Here is a 22,600-nt window from a genome sequence, read left to right as displayed (position 1 = left end):
GTGTAGATGACCTCCATACCGGCGTCGCGCAGCGCCCGCGCGATCACCTTGGCGCCGCGGTCGTGGCCGTCGAGCCCCGGCTTGGCGATGACCACGCGGATCGGACCCGACACACCCATGACTGCCTCCCATGACGACTGCGGTCCGGCTCGCCCGACCGACCGTTTCGGGCGGGTCCGGCACGTTCCGGCAAGCGGTACTGGTGAACGAACGTTATCGCCAGCATCGCGCGCCCGTCCGTTTCGCGGTACGGAGGGAGGGGGAAATCACATCCGGGACTTCCGGGTGCCGTCCCTCCGGGCGGTCGGCCGGCCGCGCGGAGCACGGCCCCACCCGCCTCCGGAGAAGCCGAAGCCACCGGAGTCGGACACCCGATTCGCAGTGACCGCAGAGCCGCACCACCACCGTGCCACAGCCGCCGCAGCACCGCACCGCATACCGGTGCGGCGGTCCCGGTCCGGTGTCCGGTCAATATCAGATTGACGTCCGGTCCGCATCATGACCGCCCGGAGGGGCACACGGACTGATATGTCCGGTGTGCGCCACCAGGGGAGGTTGTCGGCCGTGAAGGTGATGAAGGCGCTGCCCCTGGTCTCCGGCGTGTTCTCCGGCGTGTTCTCCGGCGCGCTGCCGCTGTCGCTGGTGCCCCTGGCGCCGCGCGGGCTGCGGGCCGCGGCGCTGGAGGCGGCCTTCCTGGCGGGGCGCACCCTGCTCTACCCCGCCGGCATGGCCCAGGAGCGGTACGTCCCGGCGCGGGTGACGGAGGAGGACGGCTGCCGCGGCACCACCGCCCGGATCCCCCGGAGCCGGGCGGGCCGGGACCACCCGCCCGTACTGCTGCTGCACGGCTTCATCGACAACCGCTCGGTGTTCACCCTGCTGCGGCGTTCCCTGGCGCGCAACGGCTGGCGCGACGTCTGCGCGCTCAACTACTCCCCGCTGACCTGTGACATCCGGCATGCCGCCGAGCGGCTGGCGGAGTGCGTCGAGGAGATCTGCGAGGGCACCGGCCGCCGCCGGATCGACGTGATCGGGCACAGCATGGGCGGCCTGATCGCCCGCTACTACGTCCAGCGCATGGGCGGCGACGCCCGGATCCGCACCCTGGTGACCCTCGGCACCCCGCACTCCGGCACCCGGGTCGCGCCGCTGGCGTCGGCGCATCCCATCGTGCGCCAACTCCGCCCGGACTCCGAGGTGATCGAGGAACTGGCCCGGCCCGCGCCGGGCTGCCGTACCCGCTTCGTGGCCTTCTGGAGCGACCTGGACCAGCTGATGGACCCGGTCGAGACCGCCCGCGTCGACCATCCCGATCTGGACGCCTGCAACGTACGGGTGCGCGGCCTGGGGCATCTGGCGCTCCCCGCGCACTGGGAGGTGGCTGCCGACATCAGGGAGAAGCTGTCCGCCGGGGCGCGTCCGGGCCGGTCGGCCGGGGCGGCCTGACGGACGGGACGGCCCGGCGGACCCGGTCGGGGAGCCGTCCGGATGAGGGGCCGCGCACCGGGGATCGCGGCACGCCGGAGCACCGCGGAGAACGGAAGCGGAACCTCGGGTGACGGCGGGCGGGACCGGGGCCGGCGGCCCCCCGAGACGGGTCCACTGCCGCGCCGGATTCGAACGACATTCGAACCGCAGACCAAGTACTGGTATGCAGTCCGCCGAAAGACGGCCGTATGCCCGTTTCCGTGCCCCGGAAAACCTGTTGAAGATTGTCGCCGTCGCATACCCCCGGGTACAGTCGCCGCACTGCTCCGCCCCTGTTGTCGAGGCGAAAGTGAAGTTGGTGGTGAACGACCGTCACCCGTCGGGAGTTTCGACCCCGGCCGACCCCGCTGCCGACTCTTCCTACGGTCCCCACGGCTCCCCCTACGAGACCTGTGAGACCTACGGGCAGTCGCCGTACGGCGACCACGGACAGCAGAACGTCTCGTACGGCTACGCCACCGACACCTTCGGCACCCCCGTGAGCGCCTACGGCGACAGCGATCCCCTCTTCGGCCCGCTGCCGGGCGACACGCCCGCGGCGCCCGCCGCGTCCGTCCCCGGACACGGCGGCTCCTGGCACACCCCCACCGGCCACGACGGTCACGCCAACCACGCCGATCACTCCGGCACCGCCTCCTGGGCCTCCGTTCCGGCCCAGACCGCAGCCTCCCCGGAGCTGTCCGGCCACTCCTGGCCGGACACCGGCTACGGCACCGGCTCCTATGCCGGGGAGTCCTACGGGGCGCCGGGCACCCCCGCCGACGGGACCTGGGACACCGGCACCGGCCAGTACCCCGGGTACGACGGTCCCGCCGACCATTTCGCCACCGGCTGGGACGACCCCGCGGCCCACCGCGCACCGGAGTACGCGGAACAGCCCGGGGAACATGCCGGGCACCCGGCTCCCCAGGAGCACGGGCACGACTACGGGCATGACTACGGGCACGAGCACGGCTACGACTACGGACAGACCGGATACGACCGGCCCGGCTACGACTCGCCGGACCCGGCCGGCGCGGCCGGCTTCCCCGGCGGGACCGACGGGGCGGAGGCCGAGCCCGGCACCCCCGACGGCCACGAGGACACCACCGCCGACACCACTGGTGACGGCGACGAGACCGCCGACGACACCGCCGACGACACCGGTGACGGCCCCGCCGGACCGCGGCGCTCCGGAAGGGCGGAGCGGCCCGGACCGCCGGCGCCGCGCGCCCCGGGCTCACGCCGCCGCCGTTCCGCGCGGCCGAAGCGTTCCGCACTGCTGACCGTCGCCGTGCCGTCCGCGTGCGTCATGGGGGTGACGGCCGTGGCCGCCGCCTCCGTCAGCGATGTCGGCGAGACCGACGACACCACCGCCCAGGCCGCCGCCGACACCACCTCCGTCAAGTCCACCGCGGCCAACCGGAAGCTCGACACCCAGCTCGCCAGTCTCTCCGACGAGGCCGAGAACTTCGCCGGCCGCGCCAGCCGCACCCAGGAGCGCATCGACCTCAAGCAGCGCCAGGAGCTCGAGCGCAAACGCAAGGCGAAGGAGGCGGCGCGCAAGGAGGCCATGCGGCCCAAGTTCGCGCTCCCGGTCGCCCAGCACGGGTTGAGCGCCTACTACGGTCAGGCGGGCCTCAACTGGATGTCGGTGCACACCGGCATCGACTTCCCCGTCAGCTACGGCACCCCCGTGCGGGCCGCGACCGACGGGACGGTCCGCACCCAGTTCGACGGCTCCTACGGCAACATGGTGATAGTGACCGCGCCCGACGGGACCGAGACCTGGTACTGCCACCTGAGCAGCACCCGTATCCGCTCGGGCTCCGTGAAGGCGGGCGACGTCATCGCCTACTCCGGCAACTCCGGCAACTCGACCGGACCGCACCTGCACTTCGAGGTGCGGCCGGGTGGCGGTTCGGCCATCGATCCGCTGGCCTGGCTCCGCTCCAAGGGCCTGGACCCGACCTGACCCGAGCCGTACGGGGCCCGTACGGCTCGGGGCCGCTCCCGGCGGCCCCGGCCCCCCTCGCTGGACTCCCGGCCGGGAAGGCCGGCCGGGCCCGCCGCCGCTCAGCCGCTCAGAGCTTCTCCACCGGCGCGTAGCGCAGCAGCAGCCGCTTCGGTCGCTCGTCACCGAAGTCGATCGTCGCCTCGGCGTTGTCCCCGCTGCCCTTGACGGCCACCACCCGGCCGAGCCCGAAGGTGTCGTGCGTGACCCGGTCCCCGACCTCCAGGGACACCGCCGCCCGCTCCTTCGCCCGGCCCGTGGCGAAGCCGCTCGGGCCGGGCCGCCGGGCGGCGGCCGTCGCGTCCGACACGGCCGAGGCCGCCGCCGCCAGCATGGACGTCGCCGACGCCCCCCGGCCGGTGCCACCGCGCCCGGTCGACCTCGCCGACCCGGCCGCGCCGGCCGTACCGCCCGTGCGCTTCCACCGCAGGTACCGCTCCGGGATCTCCTCCAGGAAACGGGAGGGCGGGTTGTAGGAGGGCTGGCCCCAGGCACTGCGCATGGCCGACCGCGTGAGGTAGAGCCGCTCCCGGGCCCGGGTGATGCCGACGTACGCCAGCCGCCGCTCCTCCTCCAGTTCCTTGGTCTTGCCCAGGGTGCGCAGATGCGGGAAGACGCCGTCCTCCATGCCGGTCAGGAAGACGACCGGGAACTCCAGGCCCTTGGCGGTGTGCAGGGTCATCAGCGTGACGACCCCGCCGTTCTCGGCGTCCTCGTCCGGGATCTGGTCGGAGTCGGCGACCAGCGCCACCTGCTCCAGGAATTCCGCGAGCGTGCCGGGGTTCTCCGCGCCGCGCTCCTGCTCGAACTCCAGCGCCACGGCGGCGAGCTCCTGGAGGTTCTCCACCCTGGTCTCGTCCTGCGGGTCGCTGGACGCCTGGAGCTCGGCGAGGTAGCCGGTGCGCTCCAGGACGGCCTCCAGCACGGTCGCCGGCCCGGCGCCGGACTCCACGACCGTCCGCAGGTCCTCCAGGAGGGCGTTGAAGCGCTTGACGGCGTTGGCCGAGCGGGCCGCCATGCCGTACGCCTCGTCGACGCGGCGCAGCGCCTGCGGGAAGGTGATCTTCTCGCGCAGTGCCAGGGCCTCGATCATCGCCTCGGCCCGGTCGCCGATACCGCGCTTGGGCACGTTGAGGATGCGGCGCAGCGGCACCGAGTCCTCGGGATTGGCCAGCACCCGCAGATAGGCCAGGATGTCGCGGACCTCTCTGCGCTCGTAGAAGCGCACCCCGCCCACGACCCGGTACGGCAGCCCGACGCGGATGAAGATCTCCTCGAAGACCCGGGACTGCGCGTTGGTGCGGTAGAAGACGGCGACGTCGCCCGCCTTCGCCGTCCCGGCGTCCGTCAGCCGGTCGATCTCCTCGGCGACGAACTGGGCCTCGTCGTGCTCGGTGTCGGCGACGTAGCCGGTGATGGTCTCGCCCGCGCCGGCGGCGGTCCACAGGTTCTTCGGGCGGCGGTTCTCGTTCCGCTCGATGACGGCGTTGGCAGCGGAGAGGATGGTCTGCGTGGAGCGGTAGTTCTGCTCCAGCAGGATGGTGGTGGCGTCCGGGTAGTCCTCCTCGAACTGGAGGATGTTGCGGATGGTCGCGCCGCGGAAGGCGTAGATCGACTGGTCCGCGTCACCGACCACGCACAGCTCGGCGCGCTCCTCTCCGGTCCCGCCGCCCGCGCCGGCCTCTCCGCCCTCGCCGGACCCGCCGGTCTCTCCGCCGATTCCGACCAGTTCCCTGATCAGGGTGTACTGGGCGTGGTTGGTGTCCTGGTACTCGTCGACCAGGACGTGCCGGAAGCGGCGGCGGTAGTGCTCGGCGACGTCGGGGAACGCCTGGAGCAGGTGGACCGTCGTCATGATGAGGTCGTCGAAGTCCAGTGCGTTGGCCTCGCGCAGCCGCGACTGGTACAGCGTGTACGCCTCGGCCAGTGTCTTCTCGAAGCCGTCGGTGGCCCTCCCCGCGAAGTCCTCCTCGTCGATCAGCTCGTTCTTCAGGTTCGAGACCTGGGCGCTGAACGACTTGGGCGGGAAGCGCTTGGGGTCCAGGTCCAGGTCGCGGCAGACCAGCGCCATCAGCCGCCGGGCGTCGGCGGCGTCGTAGATGGAGAAGCTGGAGGTGAAGCCCAGCTTCTTGCTCTCGCGGCGCAGGATGCGCACGCACGCGCTGTGGAAGGTGGAGACCCACATCGCCTGGGCGCGCGGGCCGACGAGCTGCTCGACGCGCTCCTTCATCTCGCCCGCGGCCTTGTTGGTGAAGGTGATCGCGAGGATCTGCCCGGGGTGCACACCGCGCGCACCCAGCAGATGGGCGATGCGGTGGGTGAGCACCCGGGTCTTGCCGGAGCCGGCGCCCGCCACGATCAGCAGGGGCGAGCCGGTGTGCGTCACGGCCGCGCGCTGCTGCTCGTTCAGCCCCTCCAGCAGGGCTTCCGGGGCGACGACGGGCCGGGGCGCGCCGTTGCGGTAGTGGGCGTCGCGGGCCGCGCCGTCCGCGAAGGTGCCCGCGAAGAGATCCTCCGGAACGTCCTCGTCCGGGGGCGCGGGCGTCTCCTCGGGGCCGGGCGGCGGCTCCTCGTCCCCGGGGGGGTCGAGGTCGGCCAGGAAGCTGTCGTCGAAGAGGCTGCTCATCGTCGAAGAGTCTAGGCCGCCGGACCGCCCGCGCGGCGGGCGCTCCCGCACCTGCCCCGCGCCTGCCCCGCACCTGCCCGGTCCGGGACGGCCGCTCCTAGGATGGCGGGCATGACCGACGCCTCCGCCCACTCCGGCGATCCCGTACCGCGCCCGCACCCGGACGCGGAGCTGCGCGCCTCCCACGACGACCGGGAGGCGGTGGCCGAGCAGCTGCGCGAGGCGGCCGGTGACGGCCGGATCGACCTGGCGGAGCTGGAGGAGCGGCTGGAGAAGGCGTTCGCCGCGAAGACCTACGGCGAGCTGGAGCCGCTGACCGCGGACCTGCCCGGCGCCGGAGCCCCGGCGGCCGGCCCGGAGGAGCCGGTCGTGCTCAGGTCGAACGTCGGGGAACTGCGGCACACCGGCCACTGGGTGGTGCCCCGTCACCTCGTCGTCAGGACCGTGCTGGGCGGCGCCCGGATCGACTTCACGGCGGCGGAGTGCCGCCACCGCGAGGTGCTGCTGGAGCTCGACGCGGGGGTGGGCGACGTCACGGTCATCGTGCCGCGCGGCTGGTCGGTGCAGGCCCACGAGGTGACGGTCGCGCTGGGCCAGGTGCGGAACCGCGCCAACGAGGCGCCCGAGCCGGGTGCGCCGGCGCTGCGGGTCACGGGCCGGGCCGGGGGCGGGACGGTGACGGTGCGCCACCCGTTCCGCTGGCCCGGCCGCCGCTCCCGCGGCTGATCCGCCCCCTCCCGGAGCCTCCGTCACCGGTGTTGCCGGAACGGCCGACTTGTACCACACTTGAGGACGAACACCACAAAAGGGGCATAACGATGGCGTAACTCCCCGCTTCCGCTGTGCCCCCGTCCCGCCCCACGAGCGACGGAGGGGCAGCCCCGTGGACAGTCCCAGCAGCACCGGCGGTGCCGACGGCGCCGACAGGCAGGTGAAGATCTTCCTCTCCGAGGAGGAGGGTGACCCCGAGGAACTGCAGGAGCTGGCCGGCCGGCTCCGCCGGGAGCTGCTGCGGCTCGACGTGGCCGATGTGCGCCCGCTCCCGGGCGCGGCCCCGCCGCCGGGTGCGCGGGCCTTCGACGTGGTCGAGGCCGGGGCGATGCTGGTGACGCTGGGCGAGTCGGCCACGATGCTGCGCGACCTCGTCACCGTGGTTCGCGGCTGGCGGCACCGGGAGAGCCAGACCAGTCCGTCCGTACGGGTGGAGGCGGACGGCAACGTCCTGGAGATCACCGACGCCTCGCCGGACCAGCTCGCGAGGACGCTGGAGACCTTCCTCGGCCACCGTTCCCCCGCCGGTCCCGACGCGGACGGCCGGTCCGGACCCCCACCCGCGTCCGGGCCGGCGTCCGGGCCCGCGCCGCCGGCCTCCCGGGCGGAGCCGTGAGCGCCTCCCGGTCCGGTTCCCGGCCCGCCGCGCGTTCGGCCCTGGTCGTCGCCAACGACGACTACCGGGACGAGGGACTGCGCGGCCTGCTCTCGCCGTCGGAGGACGCCGTGGCGCTCGCCGGGGTCCTCGGCGACCCGCGGATCGGCGGTTTCGACGTGCGGGTGGTGCGCAACGAGCCCTCGCACTCGATCTCGATGCACATCGAGGACTTCTTCGCGGACCGCAAGCCGGGCGACTCGCTGATCCTGCACTTCTCCGGCCACGGCCTGAAGAACGCCTCCGGGGACCTGTTCTTCGCCGCCCCCAACACCGCCCCCCAGCGGCTGGCCTCCACGGCGGTGGCCGCGGACTTCGTACGGCGCTGCATGGCGGCCTGCCGGGCCCGCAGCATCGTGCTCTTCCTGGACTGCTGCTACGGCGGCGCCTTCTCCCAGGGCATGGGCGTACGCGCGGCCGGGGACGTGAACGTGCTCGACGCCTTCGGCGGCGAGAAGCTCGGCGGCGGACGCGGCTGGGCGGTGATCACCGCGTCCAATTCCATGGAGTACGCCTTCGAGGGCACCGAGCTGACCGAGGGCGGGCGGCCGAGGCCGTCGGTGTTCACCAGCGCGCTGGTGAACGGTCTGGCCACCGGCGAGGCCGATCTGGACGAGGACGGCCGGGTCTCGCTCAACGAGCTCTACGAGTACGTCTTCGACCGGGTCCGCGAACGCAACCCCCACCAGACGCCCAGCCGGACCGTGGACCTGCAGGGTGAGGTCTACGTCGCCCGCAGCGAGCGGCGGAAGATCCGTGCGGCACCGCTCCCGGAGGATCTGCGCACGGCGGTGAGCAGCGAGAACTCCTACACCCGGCGCGGGGCGATCGCCGAACTGCGGTTCCGCATGGAGAACCCCGACCTCGCGGTCGCGGCGGGCGCCCGGGAGGCACTGGCCGCGCTGGCCCGCAACGACGTCAGGTCCATCGCCGACGAGGCCGGCCGCGCGCTGGCCGAGGTCGCGCCGAACCCCTCCCCTGCCGTGCTCGACTTCGGCCGGGTGCCGCAGCACTCCCCCGCGCCCCACCGGACGGTCGGCCTGCTGGGGCCGCCGCTGGCGCGCAGCTGCACGCCCCACCCCAAGGAGAGCTGGATCCGGGTGACGGACGGCTCGGAGGGGCACGGCGGACACGACGACAGCAGCGGGGGCGGCGGGGAGAACGGGGACGTCCCCGCCACCCGGCTGGACGTCTCGGTGGACACCTCCCGGCCGGGCCCGCTGGACGGGACCCTCTCCCTGAAGGGGATCACCGGCGAGGCGGCCGTCCGGGTCCGGGCCGAGGTGGTCCCCGTGTCCACCGGACGGGAGCGGGCTCAAGTCCCGCCGCCGGTCCCGACTCCGGCGCAGGGGCGGTCCGGGGCGCCGACCGCGGCGCGGGCCCCCGCACCGCCCGCGCAGGCACCTCCGCCCGTACCGCAGCCGCCCGCACCGTCCCCGCCCGCCACGCCGCCCGCCCCGGCGCGCCATGGCGCCACCGCGCACGCCCACCCCGCCCACTCCGTCCACCACCCCGGTGCGCCGCCCGGCGGGCCGGGCGCCCGCTCCGGCGCGTCCCGGTGGAGCGGGCGGGAACGGCTGGGCGGCCGTCTCCCACCGGCCGTACGGCGGCTCCTGCTGCCGGTGGGCGCCCTGCTGGCGTGCGTGGCGTCCGCGGTGTTCGCCGGGCAGGCCGCCGCCTCGGCGGTGCGTGCCGCGCGGAACATCTCGGCGGCGATGAACCCGGCCTACGGCCAGGGCGCGGAGTTCCACTGGGCGCTGGGCAGGGAGCTGGACACCACCCTGTCCCTCATGGCCGCCCGCGGGGTGGGCGCACTGCTGCTGGCCGTCCTCGCCCTGGTCCTGGCCGGCCCGGCCCGGAAGGTGCTCCGCACGACCCCGCCCGGGGAACGGGCCGGCGGGAAGCGGACGGCCGGGGCCGTCCTCACCACGCTGGCGCGGGTGTCCGCCGTCCTGCTGACGCTGTGCGCCGTCCTGCTCCTGATCGCCCGGTCGGTCGCCGGCATCCTCGGGTGAACCCCGAAACCGTCGATAACGGACCGATAACGAACGGGTTTCGGGATATAACGAACACCAGCCTTCACAGCGGCCCCACAGCTGCCCTACGGTGCAGCGTCAGGCGGCCCGGCCTCCTCAGCCGGCGACAACGCCGGCACGGGCCGCCTCCGCCGAATCCGGCCGCGCGCCCCCGCGCGGCCGGAGCCGGGAACCCGTGTGACGGCGGGGTGGACCAGGTCCTCGCGGCCCGTGGGCGGCCTTCCGATGTCCGCACCCCGCCGCCGCCGTCCGCCGCCGCGCGGCGGCGGACGGCCGGTCCCGGCAGGCGGCCCCACGGAAGGAGCACCGCCTTGGCCGCGCACCGCAGACCCCGTCCCCCTCTCCTGCGGGCCCCCGCTTCCCGGGGCGGAGCGGTCGGGATCACCACGGCGGCGGTGGCGTCCCTCACGATCCTCGCCCAGAGCGCCGCCCAGGCGGCCCCCGAGGACGACGGGCCGTCGGCCCGACCCTCGGTCGAGGAGGTCCGGAAGCAGGTCGACACGCTGTACCGGGAGGCGGGCGGCGCCACCCAGGAGTACAACGCGGCCAAGGAGAAGGCCGACAAGCAGCGCGGGAAGGTCGACCGGCTGCTCGACGAGGCCGCCGAGCGCGCGGACCGGCTCAACGACGCACGGCGCGAACTGGGCACCTACGCCACCGCCCAGTACCGCACCGGCGGGGTCTCCGACACCGCCGTCCTGCTGCTCTCCTCCGACCCGCAGACCTTCTTCCAGCAGCGGCACCTGCTGGAGCGGATGACGGACCGCCGGCAGCAGGCCGTCGAGGACTACCGGGACCAGCGGCGGACGGCCGACCGCAAGCGCACGGAGGCGGCCGGCGAGCTGGCCCGGCTGACCGAGTCGCAGAAGAAGCTCTCGGCCACCAGGAAGACCGTCCAGGGGAAGCTGGCCGAGGCCCGGAAGCTGCTGGCGAAACTGACCGCCGAGGAGCGGGCCCGGCTCGCGGAACAGGAGCGCAAGCGGCAGGAGGAGGCACGCCGCAAGGCGGCGGCCGCCGCCGCCGAGCGCAAGAAGCAGCAGGAACTGGCCGAGGCCGAACGGGCCGAACGGGCCGAGCGCGCGAAGCGGACGGCCCCGCAGCAGACGGACACCGGCACGAGCACCGGCACGAACACGGAGACCGGCACCGGCGGCACGTACGCCGCCAAGGCGGCGAAGGCCATCGCCTTCGCCGAGGCCCAGCTGGGCAAGCCGTACGTCTGGGGCGCCACCGGCCCCGGCTCCTACGACTGCTCAGGGCTGACCGGGGCCGCCTGGCGCGCCGCGGGCATCTCCCTGCCGCGCACCACCTGGGACCAGGTGGAGACCGGCACGAAGGTGGAGAAGTCCCGGATGCAGCCGGGCGACCTGGTCTTCTTCTACGACGACATCAGCCATGTCGGCATCTACGTCGGCGGCGGCCAGATGATCCACGCGCCGAAGCCCGGCGCCCAGGTGCGCTACGAGTCGGTGGACCACATGCCCTTCCACAGCGCGGTACGCCCGGCCTGACGGGCGTACCCGGCGGGCCGGACGGGGGAAAGGCGCGGGGCAGCGCGGAACGGCGCGGAACGACGGGGAACAGCGGGGAAGACGTCACCACATGGTGGCGATGAGGATGTTGGCGATGGTCAGCAGACCGACGGTGCCGAAGAGCGGGGCGGGGAGCTTCTCCTCGTCCCGCTTGACGTAGACCAGGACGAGGATCACCACCAGCACGGCCAGCTTGACGGCGATCTTGACGTTGTTGACCGCCTGGTCGTCCATCTCGTTGAACCCCACCAGGAGCACACCGGTCACCAGCATGGTGAGGGCTCCGTGGAGCATCGCCGGGACGATGCGGGCCTCGCCCGCCCCCATGACCTTCATCTGGGTCATGAAGCCGCCGAGCAGGGCGCCGATCCCGATGATGTGCAGGGCGACGAAGAAATTGATGAGTGCCTCCATGGCACGCGAGCGTATCCGGGACCGCCCCCGGCCCCCGCGGCCAGGTCTCCCGTCACGCCCCGCCCCACCGCCTCTCCTCTCCGTCCCTTCCGCTCCTCCCCGGCCGCCTGTTGCCCATACACTGCCAGATGTAGTACTTCTTATATATGAGCGAGCAGGTGCACAACAGGCTGGCCATGGTGCGCGCGGAGCGGAAGGTCTCCCGGCAGCGCCTGGCGGAGGCGGTCGGCGCCCACTACCAGACCATCGGCTACATCGAGCGCGGCGAGTACAACCCGAGCCTGCACCTGGCACTGCGGATCGCCGCCTTCTTCCGGCTGCCGGTGGAGGCGCTGTTCTCGCTGGAGCCGTTCCGCCCGCTCACCGACGAGGTCTACGGGAGGAAGCAGACTTGAGGACCGCGACCGACTACGACCGGCGCATGCTGCGCCTGATGAACGATCCGCGGCACCGGCATCTCCACGCCACCCGGGCCCGGCGCCGTGCGCTCGTCGCCGCGCACGTCGTCCTGACGGCCGCCGCGCTGGCGGCGCTCGTGCTCACCCCGGTGCACGGCTGGGCGGGGATCGCGGTGCTCCTCCTCCTGGTCCTGGTGTGGTGCCCGGTCACCGGGCTGCTCAACTCCGCCACCCGCGGGCTGCTGGAGCTGCGCGCCCGGGTGCTGGACGAGCGGCAGCGCGCCGACCGCGGGCGGGCCTTCGTCCTCGCGCACCGGACCTCCCTCGCCCTCCAGCTGGCCGTGCTGCTCTGGCTGTTCCTCACCCGCGGCACCGCCTCCGGGGAGACGGGGGTCTCCGCCACGACCCTGACCGGAATCCTGCTCGTGCTGCTGGTGGCGCACTGGCTCCTGCCGTTGTGGGCCGCGGCCCTGTCCGCCCGGGACGAACCGGCGGACGACGAACCGCTGGACGCCCGGAACGTCTGAGACGCCCCGCGGGCCGGCGAGGGCCCGGATCCGGTGGAACGAACGACTGACGTGCGACCCCCGGCTCGTTCACTCGTCCGGGTGAGAAGGGAGGCGGCGCCCCCGCCGGTCCGCCACCGGTCCGCCACCGGGTCGCCGGCGGACCGCCGCTGGCCCTGCCGCCGGACCGTTCCCGGCCCCCGGTGTCCGCCGGCCCGTCCGCGGTGCCGCATCCCGCCCCGGGTAGGGCACAATGCCGACCCACTGCCAGTGTGTCGGCGGCTCGGGGAGAGCCGGGGAGAGGTGGGGAGAGCGGTGGCCGTGGACACGGCGCGGGACGGGACGGCGGGTACGCCGGGAGGACCGGGGCGGCCGGGCGGTACGGCGGCCGGGCACACCGGCGGCTGCGCCTGCTCCGACTGCCCGCACGGCGTCCGGGCGGGCCGGCGCCGCGCGCTGGCCGAGTTCCGGCGGCGGCGCGACGAGCTGGCGACGGGCCGGGGGGTGCCGCCCGCGCTGGCCCACTCCCCCGGCGCGTCCCGCCAGTGGGTCTCCGACGAACTGCTCCAGGCGGCCCACACCGTCGCCGAGCGCACCCGTGCCGCGCAGGGCCTTCGGCTGCGCGGGCGGTGGTGGCGGACCGCCGCCGCGGTCTGGGGCGCGGTCGCCGTGCTGGCGGCCGTCCAGACGCTCACCGCCGCCTCCGGCGCGGGCTGGACCACCGCGCGGACGGCCGGGCTGCTGGCCGCGCTGGTCACCGCCGCGGCGCTGACCGCCGCCGCCCGGCTGCACCGGGCCCGCGGCGGGGCGCTGGCGCCGCTGACCGGCGAGGACAACCGGCTGTCCACCTCCCGCAGCGTCGCCGCCGGCTGGGTGCTGCTGGCCGGCTACGCCGTGCTGGTGCTCGCCGTGGAGCTGGCCGCCGCCTCCGGCGCGGACGCGCGGCGCCGGCTGCTGTCGGGCCTGGATCTGGCGCACGCCGCCGGGCTGCTGACGGTCCTGGCCCTGACCTGCGCGGTGGCCGTCACCGTGCGGCGGACGGTGGCCCTGCGGGTGCGGGCCCAGCGGCTGCAGAAGGTGCGCGCCGACCGGCCGCGCGCCGCCGACCTGCTCACCGACGACAGCGGCCGCGGCTCCTTCACCGACGTGCAGTACGTGCTGGTGAGCGGGGTGGCGATCGTCTTCGCGGCGGTACGGCTGGCCCGCCGGCCCGGCGAACTCCCCGATCTGCCCTGGGGGCTGGCGCTGCTGGTGGCGGTCTCGGCGCTGACGTACCTGGCCGGGAAGTACGCCGAGGGCGGCCGCCCGGTGGTGCTGTCGGTCGTCCGCTCCCGGGAGGCGGGCGATCTGGACGCGCCGATCCGCACCGGCGACGACATCGAGATCCGCGGTTCGGGCTTCGTACCGCCGGGCGCCGAGACGCCGGACCGGCTGGCGCGCACGACGGTCCGCATCGGCGCCGTCCATGTCCATGTCCCGCTGGTCCCGGTCGTCGGTGGCTTCGCCAACCCGGCCGACACCGTGCTGACCGTCCCGGTGCCGGTGGACGTCGAGCCCGGCCGGGTCGAGGTACAGGTGATCACCGCGGCGGGCGCCGAGACCAACCGCTACACCGTCGAGGTCCAGGACTGAACACCCCCGCCCGCGCCCTTCCCGCACCCCCGTTTGAACGCCGCGCGCCCCGGTTCCGTAGTACAGGAAAGGGGCTTTCCGCGGCGGGAGCGGAGAGAATCCGGGAACGGACCGCGGGGTCCGGCACCGGATACGGGTGAAAAGGGGTGGGTGCGCATGTCTCTGTCGAATCGCGCGAGAGGCCGCGGCACACCGTCCTGGGCGGGGACGGGCGAACACGAGGGACACGAGGAAGGGGCGAGGCCGGCGGGCCTGCGGGAGAGGGCCGCCCGCCACGCGCTGCTGCCGCTGCGCCTGTTCCTCGGCGTGACCTTCCTCTACGCCGGGCTCGACAAGATGACCGACCCCGACTTCCTCTCCACCGGGGGTCCGGGCTCCCTGGGCGATCTGCTCGGCAGCATCCAGGGGGCCGCCGCGCCCTGGATGCTCGACCTGGCCCAGCGGGACCCGGTGGCCTTCGGCTACGCCATCTCCCTCGGCGAGACCGCCGTCGGCCTGGGCGCCCTGGCCGGACTGTGGACCCGGCTGGCGGCGCTCGGCGGCGCGCTGATCTCGCTGAGCTTCTGGCTGACGATCAGCTGGAACGTCGGCCCCTACTACTACAGCCCGGACGCGGCGTACCTGGCGGCCTGGACCCCGCTGCTGCTGGCGGGGGCCCCGACACTCTCCCTGGACGCGTATCTGGCGGCCCGCCGGGCCCGCAACGGGCACGAGCACGAGCACGAGCACGGCGGGCCGCGGCACCGGTCCGCCGGCTAGCGCCGGGCGGAGGCGTCACGGCGCGTGCCCGCCGCCCGTACGGCCCCGGCGGGTGCGGGCCGCGCACCGGGCGAAGTACGCGCCGGCCCGCGTGATCCCGGCCAGCAGCAGCGCGGCGGGGACCAGCGGCAGCAGGACGGGCAGCGGGACGTCCCACCGGCCGGTCGCCGCCAGGACGTACACCGGGGCGATGACCAGCAGCGCCAGGCCGAGCAGCAGCCGGGCCGGTTCGAAGGCGTGCCGTCTCACCGCGCGTCTCCCGCCGGACGCTCCGCCGGGCGGTCCCGTTCCGCCGCCGTGCGCTCCGCCGGCCCGGGGCGCTGTACGACGACGGCCTCGCCCACCCCGACGTGCACCCGCAGCACCAGCGTGCCGGCCGGTCCGGCCCCGCCGGCCGGGACCAGGGTGCGCCGTTCGCTCGCCCCGATGCCGCCGCTGTGTCCCGAGCCCCGGTCACCGGCGGCTCCGGGCCACCCCTCCAGCCGCCAGCCGCCGACCCCGGCCTCAAGGGTCACCTCGACCACCACACCGTCGGGCACGACCACCCGTGCCTCGCCGACACTCACGTCCAGGGTGGTGCGCACGGTGCGGTCCGCCGCGAAGTCCGCACCCGACAGGTCGAGGACGGCCCGGCCGCCGGCCAGGTGGTACCGCTCCTCGATCCGGTCGGCCGCCACCGGGCGCCAGGTCGTCTCGGACCACTCGGTGGGGATGTCCTTCGGCAGCACCAGCGCCCCGGCCAGCAGCGCCCCGGTGCACACGATCGTGAAGACGGTGCCGCCGCCCACCCGCCCGTAGAAGGCGCTGACCGCCGTGCCCAGCCCCAGGACGCCCAGCGCGCAGGCGAGGCCGACGGCCAGCACGGTGCCCAGCGGCCGCCCGGGCCAGGCGATCGCCGTGCCGGCGACGGCGGCGGCCAGCGCGAGCAGGAACAGCACACCGCCCAGGGAGCGCTCACGCGGCGGGGCGGCGGAGGCCGCCCGGGCCGCGCCGGTGCCGCCGCCGTCCGCGCCCCCGGGCACGCCCCCGGGTACGTCCCCGGTCCACGGCCCGCGGGAGCGGGAGTACGGCCCCCGGGACGGCTCGTCCTCCGGGCCCCACAGATAGCCGGTGTCGTACGGCTTGCCCGGCTCCCCGTCCTTGGTCAGCGGCTCCCGCCACCACGAGGGCCCGGCCGGGACGGGCGGGGCCTTCGTCTCGGGCGGCGCGTCCGCGACGACCTGCGCCGCCACCGGGTCCGCCGGGCCGTCCCCCTCCTCGGCCACGGCGGCGGCGCGGCGGCGCTGCCGCGACCAGTGGGCGGCGGCGGCCAGCGCTCCGGCGAGCATCAGGGAGAACACCTGGGTATCGTCGCCCCGGCCCGTGGCGGCCAGGAACAGCCCGCTGCCGACGAGCGCGCACAGCAGGGCGCTCAGCGCGGTGCCCTCCACCCGGCCCGACAGCAGCCGCCGCGCCTCGTTCTCGTCCTCCCCCTCCAGGGGGACGAACAGCCAGGCGAAACCGTAGAAGAGCAGGCCGAGGCCGCTGACGACCGAGAGCACCACCAGCGGCACCCGGAAGATGACCGGGTCGAGGTCGTAGTGGCGGCCCAGACCGCCGCACACCCCGGAGACGACCTTGTGCCGCCGGCTGCGGACCAGCCGCGGTCTCGTCCCGGACTCCGCCTCCGGCGCGTTCTCCGACGCGCTCTCCGTCGCGGTCTGGCCGCCGGGCGGCTGGGCGTCTTTCATGGCTCCCATGGTGACGTGCCCGCGGCCGGGCGGGCATCGGGGAGCGTCCCGGAGACTTCCCTGACTTCTCCGGGGCGGTTCAGGGCCCGACCCTGATGTCCGCGCGGCGTGTTCGTGTGACGATCGTGCCATGTCCGCCACCGCCCCCTCCCCCGCCGTCGAGTCGCCGCCGCAGCGCAGGCTCTACCGCAGCGCCGAGGGGCGGCTGCTCGGCGGTGTGGCGCGCGGGCTGGCCGGGCACCTGGGGGTGCCGGTCCTGTGGGTGCGGATCGTCTTCCTCGCCCTGTTCATGGCCCATGGCCTGGGCGTCGCGGTGTACGCCGCCTTCTGGTTCGTCGTGCCGCTGGGGACGGGCGGGGTGGACACCCCCCGGAACATCCCCGGGAGCGCCGCCCGGGAGACCGGGGCGGGCGGCGGCCGCGGCGGCCGGTGGCGGTTCCTCCGCAGACCCGACAAGGGGCAGCTCCTCGCCCTGCTGGTCCTGCTGGTCGGGGCGGCGGCGCTGGGCGGCGACCTCCAGTTCGGCCGGGCCAACGCCTATGTGTGGCCGCTGGTGCTGGCCGGCGTCGGCGTCGCCGTGGTCTGGCGGCAGGCGGACGACTCGCGGCGCGCCCACTGGGCGGAGATCGGCCGCCGGCGCCGGCTGCTGCCCATCGCGCGCAGCGCGGCCGGGGCGCTCCTGGTCGGCCTGGGGATCACCGGCTTCGCCGTCACCCGGGGCCTGGGCCCGCATCTGGGCATGGTGCTGCAGGCCTCGCTGGCCGTCCTGGTGGGCATCGCGCTGCTGGCGGGCCCGTACCTGGTCCGGCTGGTGCAGGACCTGTCGGAGGAGCGGCTGATGCGCATCCGTGCCCAGGAGCGGGCCGAGGTGGCCGCCCATGTCCACGACTCCGTCCTGCACACCCTCACCCTGATCCAGCGCAACGCCGGCGACCCGCGCGAGGTGGCCCGGCTCGCCCGCGCCCAGGAGCGCGAACTGCGCGCCTGGCTCTACCGTCCGGCCGGCACCGGCCGGGACGAGGAGGACACCCCGGACACCCTGGCCGAGGCCGTGCGGAAGACCGCGGCCGAGGTGGAGGACCACCACGGGGTGCCGGTGGAGGTGGTGTGCGTCGGCGACTGCCCGCTGGACGAGCGGCTGGCCGCGCAGCTCCAGGCCGCCAGGGAGGCGATGGTCAACGCGGCCAAGTACGGTGGCGAGGACGGCCCGGTGCAGGTCTTCGCGGAGGTCGAGGGGCGTACGGTCTTCGTCTCCGTACGGGACCACGGCCCCGGCTTCGACCTGGACGCGGTGCCCGCGGACCGGATGGGCGTGCGGGAGTCCATCATCGGCCGGATGCGGCGCAACGGCGGCACGGCCGTCCTGCGCGCCGCGCCGGACGGGGGCACGGTGGTGGAACTGGAGACGGAGCGGGTGGAGGAGCAGTGACGGTGAGTGTTTCGGCGAGCGGTCCGACGAGGGGTGCGGCATGACGGAGCGGACGGCAGACGCGGAGCGGGACACCGCCGGGCGCCGGGCCCGGGTCGTCCTCGTCGACGACCACCGGATGTTCCGCACGGGCGTCCGGGCGGAGATCGGCCGGACGGAGGAGACCGGCGTGGAGGTGGTCGGCGAGGCCCCCGACGTGGACCAGGCCGTCTCCGTCATCGCCGCGACCCGGCCCGACGTCGTCCTGCTGGACGTCCATCTGCCGGGCGGCGGCGGGGTGGAGGTGCTGCGGCGCAGCGCCGCGCTGCTGTCCGCCCCGGAGGAGCCGGTGCGCTTCCTGGCCCTGTCGGTCTCGGACGCCGCCGAGGACGTCATCGGCGTCATCCGCGGCGGCGCCCGCGGCTACGTCACCAAGACGATCACCGGCACCGACCTGGTCCACGCGGTCTTCCGGGTCGCGGACGGCGACGCGGTGTTCTCGCCCCGGCTGGCGGGCTTCGTGCTGGACGCCTTCGCCTCCACCGACGCACCGCCGGTCGACGAGGACCTGGACCGCCTCACCCAGCGCGAGCGCGAGGTGCTGCGGCTGATCGCCCGCGGCTACGCGTACAAGGAGATCGCCAAGCAGCTCTTCATCTCGGTGAAGACGGTCGAGAGCCATGTCTCGGCGGTGCTGCGCAAGCTCCAGCTCTCCAACCGCCACGAGCTCACCCGCTGGGCGACGGCCCGCCGCCTGGTCTGACGCACCCGGCGGCCGGCCCGCCCACGCTCCACGGCGTCCACGGCACCCACGGCACCCACGGCCGCGGAACGGAAACCGCGTTCCGCGGCCGCCGTACGCCCGCACGCGCCCTCTTCCGCCGCTCCTCCCCGCCGCCCGCTCCCCAGGCTTCCCAATTCTTTCCGGCTCCGGGGCAACCTCCGACTCCCCCGTGCCATCAGGCAGTTCGGAAGGGTTGCCGAGGATCCGCCGCGCCCCCGCCCCGTCCCCCCGGGGAGGCGCCCGGCGGACGGCACCCGGCGGGCGGGCCGGTCGAACCGGCCCGCCCGCCCCTCCGTAGGTGACGAAGACGCCCGGTGCCACCGGCGTACCACTGGCACTGCCACCCCCACAGGAGCACCCCGCAATGGCCCTTCAGCAGTTGCTGACCACGGTGCAGTACCCACTGGACCTGGTCTGCATCTTCGCCGCCGCGCTGTCCGGGGCGGTCCTCGCCACCCGGAAGGACTTCGACCTGTTCGGCACGCTGGTGCTGGCCGAGGCGGCGGGCCTGGGCGGGGGCCTGTTCCGGGACCTGGTCATCGGGGTCAAGCCGATCGCGTTCACCGATCCGGGCTTCTGGCTGGCGCCGCTGGCGGCCACCGTCGTCGTCTACTTCAGCACGCCCATCCAGCGCAGCCCGAAGGCCTGCGACGTCTTCGACGCGGTGGCGCTGGGCGTGCTCAGCGTCACCGGCACGATCAAGGGCCTGGCGTTCGGCTTCGGCCCGGTGGCCGCGATGGCGCTCGGCACGGCCACCGCCGTCGGCGGCGGCATGATCGCCAACGTGCTGGCCCGGGAGGTCCCGCCGGTGCTGCGCTGGGACAACGACCTGTACTCCCTGCCCGCCCTCCTCGGCGGCGGGGCCACCCTGGGCCTGTACGCCGCCGGGCTGCTGAACGTGCCGACCGCGGTCGGCGCCACGGTCCTCGCCGTGACCGTACGGCTGGCCGCCATCCGCTACGGGTGGCGCACCCCGCGCTCGCGGCTGGCCAAGCACTCGGCCCGGCACCTCTCGTCCCCGTCCCCGGCCGTCCCCGCCCCGGTCGCCTACCCCTCCCCCTCACCCCTGGAAGAGAGCGTCCCGCGCCCGCGGTTCTCCCCCGAGGACACCGTCCAGCTCCGCCTGCCCCGGGACGTGGTGCCGCTGCGCCCCCGCAGGCAGCCCCGGGACCCCCGCGCCGGGTGGACCGACCGGGTGGTCTGACCCGCTCCCGCCCGCACACGTGCCCGCCCGCCGCCCGCCTCGCGCCTCCTCGCGCGGCCTGCGGACACGGCTTCCGAGTGGCAGGGCCAGGAAGGGCGGCCCGGCCGCGACCGTCCAGGCCGGCACCGGCGCCCGCGTTCCCCGAGAGGGCCGTCGGCCGGAGCGGCGCCTCCCCGACTGGCCCGACCGGGTGGGACGACACTCCCTCCACCTGCACGGTTCCCTTCGGTTACCAATGTCCGTTGCGGGTAACCACAGCCCCGGACGTACCGTGCGGGCATGACCGCATCCACCGCATCCACCCCCGCTGCCCCCGCCACCACCCGCGCGATCGCCGCCCTCGCCCCCGGGGACGTCGACGCCTCCGACTCCTTCGCCGAGGTGGAGATCGAGGTCGGCCCGCCCGGCCCGCACGACCTGCTCGTCGAGGTCCGCGCCGTCTCCGTCAACCCGGTGGACTTCAAGGTCCGCTCCGGCTTCGACCCGTCCGAGGCCCCCAAGGTGCTGGGCTACGACGCCGCCGGGGTCGTCGTGGCCACCGGGCCGGAGGTGACGGCCTTCTCAGTCGGCGACGAGGTCTACTACGCGGGCTCCATCGCCCGCACCGGCGCCAACGCCGGCCTCCACCTCGTCGACGAGCGGATCACCGGCCACAAGCCCGCGTCCCTGGACTTCGCCCAGGCCGCCGCCGCGCCCCTGACCACCATCACCGCCTGGGAGACCCTCTTCGACAAGCTCCGCCTGTCGAAGGAGAGCACCGGCACCCTGCTCGTCATGGGCGCGGCGGGCGGGGTGGGCTCCATGCTGGTCCAGCTCGCCCGGCAGCTCACCGGCGTCACCGTGATCGCGGCGGCCGGACGCAAGGAGTCCGCCGAGTGGGCGGCGTCGATGGGCGCCCACCACACCGTGGACCGCCACCGGCTGAACGACGAGGTGCGCGCCCTGGCCCCGCGCGGCGTGGACTACGTCTTCTCGCCGTTCTCGGCGGGGATGGCCGAGACGTACGCCGAGCTGATGGCCGTCCACGGGCAGGTCGTGGCGATCGACGAGCCGGAGGGCCTGGACACCCTGCCCCTGAAGGTCCGGAGCCAGACCTGGCACTGGGAACTGATGTTCACCCGCCCGCTGTTCGACCCCGAGAGCACCGCCCAGCGCGAACTGCTCGACGAGGCGGCCCGGCTGTTCGACGCGGGCGTGCTGAAGTCCACGCTCGCCCGGAGGCTCACCCCGATCACCCCGGAGAACCTGCGCGAGGCGCACCGGGCCCTGGAGGGCTGGGGCATGATCGGCAAGATCGCCGTCGCGAACTCCTGAAGCCCATCGACCCCTTGGAGGGGGACGGCCCTTGACCACCTCACCGGCTCGCCCGCGCGTCGCACTGTCGGCCCCGAGCGACGTCTACGCCGCCCAGTGCCCGTGCCGCTCGGTCCTGGACCTGCTGGCCGACAAGTGGAGCGCCCTGGTCCTGGGCGCCCTGGAGGACGGCCCGCTGCGCTTCGGCGCGCTGCGGCGCCGGCTGGAGGGCATCAGCCCGAAGGTCCTGACGGCGGTACTGCGGCGCCTGGAGGACCACGAGCTGATCACCCGGACCGTCTACCCGGCTGTTCCCCTCCACGTCGAGTACGCCCTGACCGCCCTCGGCCGCGACGCCTGCGTCCCCCTGGCGGCGCTGCGGAGGTGGGTGGAGGAGAACATAGAGCGCTTCCCGGCCCGGGGCTGACCATGCTCCTCCCGCCGCCTCCTGTAGTCGGATCCGGCACCGGAACGAACCGCCGGGGCTCCCGGAGGGCTCAGCCGGCAAACGGGCGACGAGCGCTCCTCCGGCGCTCGGCGCGGACCTCCCCCACGGCCAGGGCGAGCGCTGTCAGGTTCGACGGGAAAGCCACGGTGTTGGCGAGGGCGGGCAGTTCGACGGCGCGCAGCAGGCTCGTCCCGAGGGTGAGCAGGAAGAGCCCCAGGGGGAGGAAGCGCCGCCAGGCCGGGATGTCCCGGATACGGGCGACGGTCACAGTGCACCGCAGGAGGGCACCGAGGACGGCGATCCCCATGAGGGCGGCGACGTACGGCACGGGCAGCTCCATGGGGGATTCGGGTCCGCCGCAGACGACAGCGGAGCGTCCGGTGCGACCTGCGGCCCGGCAGCCTCCGGCCCGGCGCCGCGCGGTGGGCACGCGTCACCGCAGGTCGATTTCGGCCCAGACCGTCTTGCCGACCGTGCGCGGGACGACGCCCCAGCGCGTGGCGAGCGCGTCCACGATCACCATTCCCCGGCCGAACTTCTCGTCCTGGGCCGGATTCCTGACCTCCGGCCGGCGCTCACCGCATGCGTCGCCGACCTCGATCCGCACCGCCGCCGCCGTCAGGATCAGCTGCACCCGGAACAGTTGCCCCAGTACACGGCCGTGCAGCAGTGCGTTGCCGGCCAGCTCACTGACGACCAGCGCCACGTCTCCCGCGATGTCAGGGTGGCCCCACTCGGACACCAGCCGGGCGGCTCGGCGCCGGGCCAGCGTCACGCTGCTGAGGAACGGGGTGTAGTCGAGACAGTCCTCCTGAAGAACCTTGCTGGAAAAGGCGTGCTGTTCGGTCATGGAGACACCCTTCGAAAGGCTGCCGAGCCGACAGGGCGGCACGCTGCGCCGCACCACTCTCGGCACGGTCGGC

General features: G+C 74.6%; 21 protein-coding genes and 1 pseudogene. 15 read left to right on the top strand and 7 right to left on the bottom strand.

Annotated features, from left to right (window positions below):
- Positions 1 to 119: cobalamin-dependent protein (locus tag CUT44_RS34945; RefSeq protein WP_199185855.1), on the bottom strand; the 119-nt coding region annotated here is incomplete at its 3' end.
- A gap of 454 nt (positions 120 to 573) precedes the next feature.
- Between CUT44_RS34945 and CUT44_RS26840 the strand changes: the two genes are divergently transcribed.
- Complete coding sequence (locus CUT44_RS26840) at positions 574 to 1,446, top strand: esterase/lipase family protein (protein WP_100204608.1); 873 nt, start codon at positions 574 to 576, stop codon at positions 1,444 to 1,446.
- 340 nt (positions 1,447 to 1,786) lie between these two features.
- A complete protein-coding gene (locus CUT44_RS26835) occupies positions 1,787 to 3,442 on the top strand; it encodes a peptidoglycan DD-metalloendopeptidase family protein (RefSeq protein ID WP_332888292.1) in 1,656 nt (551 codons plus the stop codon).
- 109 nt (positions 3,443 to 3,551) lie between these two features.
- On the opposite strand, the gene pcrA is transcribed toward CUT44_RS26835, so the two are convergent.
- On the bottom strand, positions 3,552 to 6,107 hold the full coding sequence (pcrA, locus tag CUT44_RS26830) for a DNA helicase PcrA (protein WP_100204557.1): 2,556 nt from the start codon (positions 6,105 to 6,107) through the stop codon (positions 3,552 to 3,554).
- A gap of 111 nt (positions 6,108 to 6,218) precedes the next feature.
- Here pcrA and CUT44_RS26825 point away from each other — a divergent pair, with 111 nt between their 5' ends.
- From CUT44_RS26825 to CUT44_RS26810, 4 genes are all read left to right on the top strand, one after another.
- Positions 6,219 to 6,833, top strand: a complete 615-nt coding sequence (locus tag CUT44_RS26825; RefSeq protein WP_100204556.1) for a DUF1707 SHOCT-like domain-containing protein — start codon at positions 6,219 to 6,221, stop codon at positions 6,831 to 6,833.
- Between the two features lie 157 nt (positions 6,834 to 6,990).
- The gene (locus tag CUT44_RS26820; protein ID WP_100204555.1) at positions 6,991 to 7,494 is read left to right on the top strand and encodes an effector-associated constant component EACC1; all 504 of its coding nucleotides are present in this window, start codon (positions 6,991 to 6,993) and stop codon (positions 7,492 to 7,494) included.
- Positions 7,491 to 9,548: a caspase family protein gene (locus tag CUT44_RS26815; RefSeq protein ID WP_100204554.1), complete on the top strand. Its 2,058-nt coding sequence runs from the start codon at positions 7,491 to 7,493 to the stop codon at positions 9,546 to 9,548. Before CUT44_RS26820 ends, CUT44_RS26815 begins: the two co-directional genes overlap by 4 nt.
- A gap of 332 nt (positions 9,549 to 9,880) precedes the next feature.
- Positions 9,881 to 11,080: a C40 family peptidase gene (locus CUT44_RS26810; RefSeq protein ID WP_100204553.1), complete on the top strand. Its 1,200-nt coding sequence runs from the start codon at positions 9,881 to 9,883 to the stop codon at positions 11,078 to 11,080.
- An 84-nt stretch (positions 11,081 to 11,164) separates the two neighbouring features.
- Here the strand turns inward: CUT44_RS26810 and CUT44_RS26805 are convergent, their stop codons facing one another.
- Entirely contained in the window at positions 11,165 to 11,515 is a 351-nt protein-coding gene (locus tag CUT44_RS26805) for a hypothetical protein (protein ID WP_100204552.1), read from the bottom strand.
- Positions 11,516 to 11,661: 146 nt separating this feature from the next.
- On the opposite strand from CUT44_RS26805, the gene CUT44_RS26800 reads away from it, so the two are divergent.
- The 4 genes from CUT44_RS26800 to CUT44_RS26785 all read left to right on the top strand — a co-directional run bounded on the left by CUT44_RS26800 (position 11,662) and on the right by CUT44_RS26785 (position 14,810).
- Positions 11,662 to 11,910 carry a helix-turn-helix transcriptional regulator gene (locus tag CUT44_RS26800; RefSeq protein WP_100204551.1) on the top strand — a complete coding sequence of 83 codons (249 nt, stop codon included), beginning with the start codon at positions 11,662 to 11,664 and terminating at the stop codon, positions 11,908 to 11,910.
- Positions 11,907 to 12,440 (top strand): hypothetical protein, encoded by a 534-nt coding sequence (locus CUT44_RS26795; protein WP_233221690.1) that lies wholly within the window; start codon positions 11,907 to 11,909, stop codon positions 12,438 to 12,440. The genes CUT44_RS26800 and CUT44_RS26795 overlap by 4 nt, the downstream gene beginning before the upstream one ends.
- Before the next feature lie 300 nt (positions 12,441 to 12,740).
- Entirely contained in the window at positions 12,741 to 14,051 is a 1,311-nt protein-coding gene (locus tag CUT44_RS26790) for a hypothetical protein (RefSeq protein WP_233221697.1), read from the top strand.
- A 156-nt stretch (positions 14,052 to 14,207) separates the two neighbouring features.
- Positions 14,208 to 14,810, top strand: coding sequence for a DoxX family protein (locus tag CUT44_RS26785; protein ID WP_100204549.1), 603 nt, complete (start codon positions 14,208 to 14,210; stop codon positions 14,808 to 14,810).
- Positions 14,811 to 14,825: 15 nt separating this feature from the next.
- Here CUT44_RS26785 and CUT44_RS26780 read toward each other — a convergent pair whose 3' ends face one another.
- Both CUT44_RS26780 and CUT44_RS26775 read right to left on the bottom strand, forming a co-directional pair.
- Positions 14,826 to 15,059, bottom strand: a complete 234-nt coding sequence (locus CUT44_RS26780) for a hypothetical protein (RefSeq protein WP_100204548.1) — start codon at positions 15,057 to 15,059, stop codon at positions 14,826 to 14,828.
- Complete coding sequence (locus CUT44_RS26775; RefSeq protein WP_100204547.1) at positions 15,056 to 16,540, bottom strand: PspC domain-containing protein; 1,485 nt, start codon at positions 16,538 to 16,540, stop codon at positions 15,056 to 15,058. Before CUT44_RS26775 ends, CUT44_RS26780 begins: the two co-directional genes overlap by 4 nt.
- A 130-nt stretch (positions 16,541 to 16,670) precedes the next feature.
- Between CUT44_RS26775 and CUT44_RS26770 the strand changes: the two genes are divergently transcribed.
- The 5 genes and pseudogenes from CUT44_RS26770 (at position 16,671) to CUT44_RS26750 (ending at position 21,656) form a co-directional block, all read left to right on the top strand.
- On the top strand, positions 16,671 to 17,969 hold the full coding sequence (locus CUT44_RS26770; RefSeq protein ID WP_100204546.1) for an ATP-binding protein: 1,299 nt from the start codon (positions 16,671 to 16,673) through the stop codon (positions 17,967 to 17,969).
- A 40-nt stretch (positions 17,970 to 18,009) separates the two neighbouring features.
- A complete protein-coding gene (locus CUT44_RS26765) occupies positions 18,010 to 18,711 on the top strand; it encodes a LuxR C-terminal-related transcriptional regulator (RefSeq protein ID WP_100204545.1) in 702 nt (233 codons plus the stop codon).
- Between the two features lie 385 nt (positions 18,712 to 19,096).
- Positions 19,097 to 19,714, top strand: a pseudogene (locus tag CUT44_RS26760) (trimeric intracellular cation channel family protein); the annotation flags it as partial.
- Positions 19,715 to 20,215: 501 nt separating this feature from the next.
- Positions 20,216 to 21,250, top strand: coding sequence for a zinc-binding alcohol dehydrogenase family protein (locus tag CUT44_RS26755; protein WP_100204543.1), 1,035 nt, complete (start codon positions 20,216 to 20,218; stop codon positions 21,248 to 21,250).
- A 31-nt stretch (positions 21,251 to 21,281) separates the two neighbouring features.
- Positions 21,282 to 21,656 carry a winged helix-turn-helix transcriptional regulator gene (locus CUT44_RS26750; protein ID WP_233221689.1) on the top strand — a complete coding sequence of 125 codons (375 nt, stop codon included), beginning with the start codon at positions 21,282 to 21,284 and terminating at the stop codon, positions 21,654 to 21,656.
- A gap of 70 nt (positions 21,657 to 21,726) precedes the next feature.
- Here the strand turns inward: CUT44_RS26750 and CUT44_RS26745 are convergent, their stop codons facing one another.
- Together CUT44_RS26745 and CUT44_RS26740 are read right to left on the bottom strand one after the other, a co-directional pair.
- On the bottom strand, positions 21,727 to 22,017 hold the full coding sequence (locus tag CUT44_RS26745; RefSeq protein WP_100204542.1) for a hypothetical protein: 291 nt from the start codon (positions 22,015 to 22,017) through the stop codon (positions 21,727 to 21,729).
- Between the two features lie 93 nt (positions 22,018 to 22,110).
- Positions 22,111 to 22,527 carry an ATP-binding protein gene (locus tag CUT44_RS26740; RefSeq protein ID WP_100204541.1) on the bottom strand — a complete coding sequence of 139 codons (417 nt, stop codon included), beginning with the start codon at positions 22,525 to 22,527 and terminating at the stop codon, positions 22,111 to 22,113.
- Positions 22,528 to 22,600 lie beyond the last annotated feature (73 nt).

This window comes from Streptomyces carminius, assembly GCF_002794255.1.
Taxonomy (GTDB): Bacteria; Actinomycetota; Actinomycetes; order Streptomycetales; family Streptomycetaceae; genus Streptomyces; species Streptomyces carminius.
The sequence above is the reverse complement of the archived record's forward strand: the minus strand, read 5'-3'. Positions and strand labels throughout refer to the sequence as shown.

Coding starts and splice junctions, on each gene's coding strand:
- pcrA (WP_100204557.1), bottom strand. CDS start 6,107: ATGAGCAGCCTCTTCGACGACAGCTTCCTGGCCGACCTCGACCCCCCC.
- CUT44_RS26785 (WP_100204549.1), top strand. CDS start 14,208: ATGTCTCTGTCGAATCGCGCGAGAGGCCGCGGCACACCGTCCTGGGCG.
- CUT44_RS26740 (WP_100204541.1), bottom strand. CDS start 22,527: ATGACCGAACAGCACGCCTTTTCCAGCAAGGTTCTTCAGGAGGACTGT.
- CUT44_RS26825 (WP_100204556.1), top strand. CDS start 6,219: ATGACCGACGCCTCCGCCCACTCCGGCGATCCCGTACCGCGCCCGCAC.
- CUT44_RS26800 (WP_100204551.1), top strand. CDS start 11,662: ATGAGCGAGCAGGTGCACAACAGGCTGGCCATGGTGCGCGCGGAGCGG.
- CUT44_RS26805 (WP_100204552.1), bottom strand. CDS start 11,515: ATGGAGGCACTCATCAATTTCTTCGTCGCCCTGCACATCATCGGGATC.
- CUT44_RS26745 (WP_100204542.1), bottom strand. CDS start 22,017: ATGGAGCTGCCCGTGCCGTACGTCGCCGCCCTCATGGGGATCGCCGTC.
- CUT44_RS26840 (WP_100204608.1), top strand. CDS start 574: ATGAAGGCGCTGCCCCTGGTCTCCGGCGTGTTCTCCGGCGTGTTCTCC.
- CUT44_RS26765 (WP_100204545.1), top strand. CDS start 18,010: ATGACGGAGCGGACGGCAGACGCGGAGCGGGACACCGCCGGGCGCCGG.
- CUT44_RS26755 (WP_100204543.1), top strand. CDS start 20,216: ATGACCGCATCCACCGCATCCACCCCCGCTGCCCCCGCCACCACCCGC.
- CUT44_RS26770 (WP_100204546.1), top strand. CDS start 16,671: ATGTCCGCCACCGCCCCCTCCCCCGCCGTCGAGTCGCCGCCGCAGCGC.
- CUT44_RS26775 (WP_100204547.1), bottom strand. CDS start 16,540: ATGAAAGACGCCCAGCCGCCCGGCGGCCAGACCGCGACGGAGAGCGCG.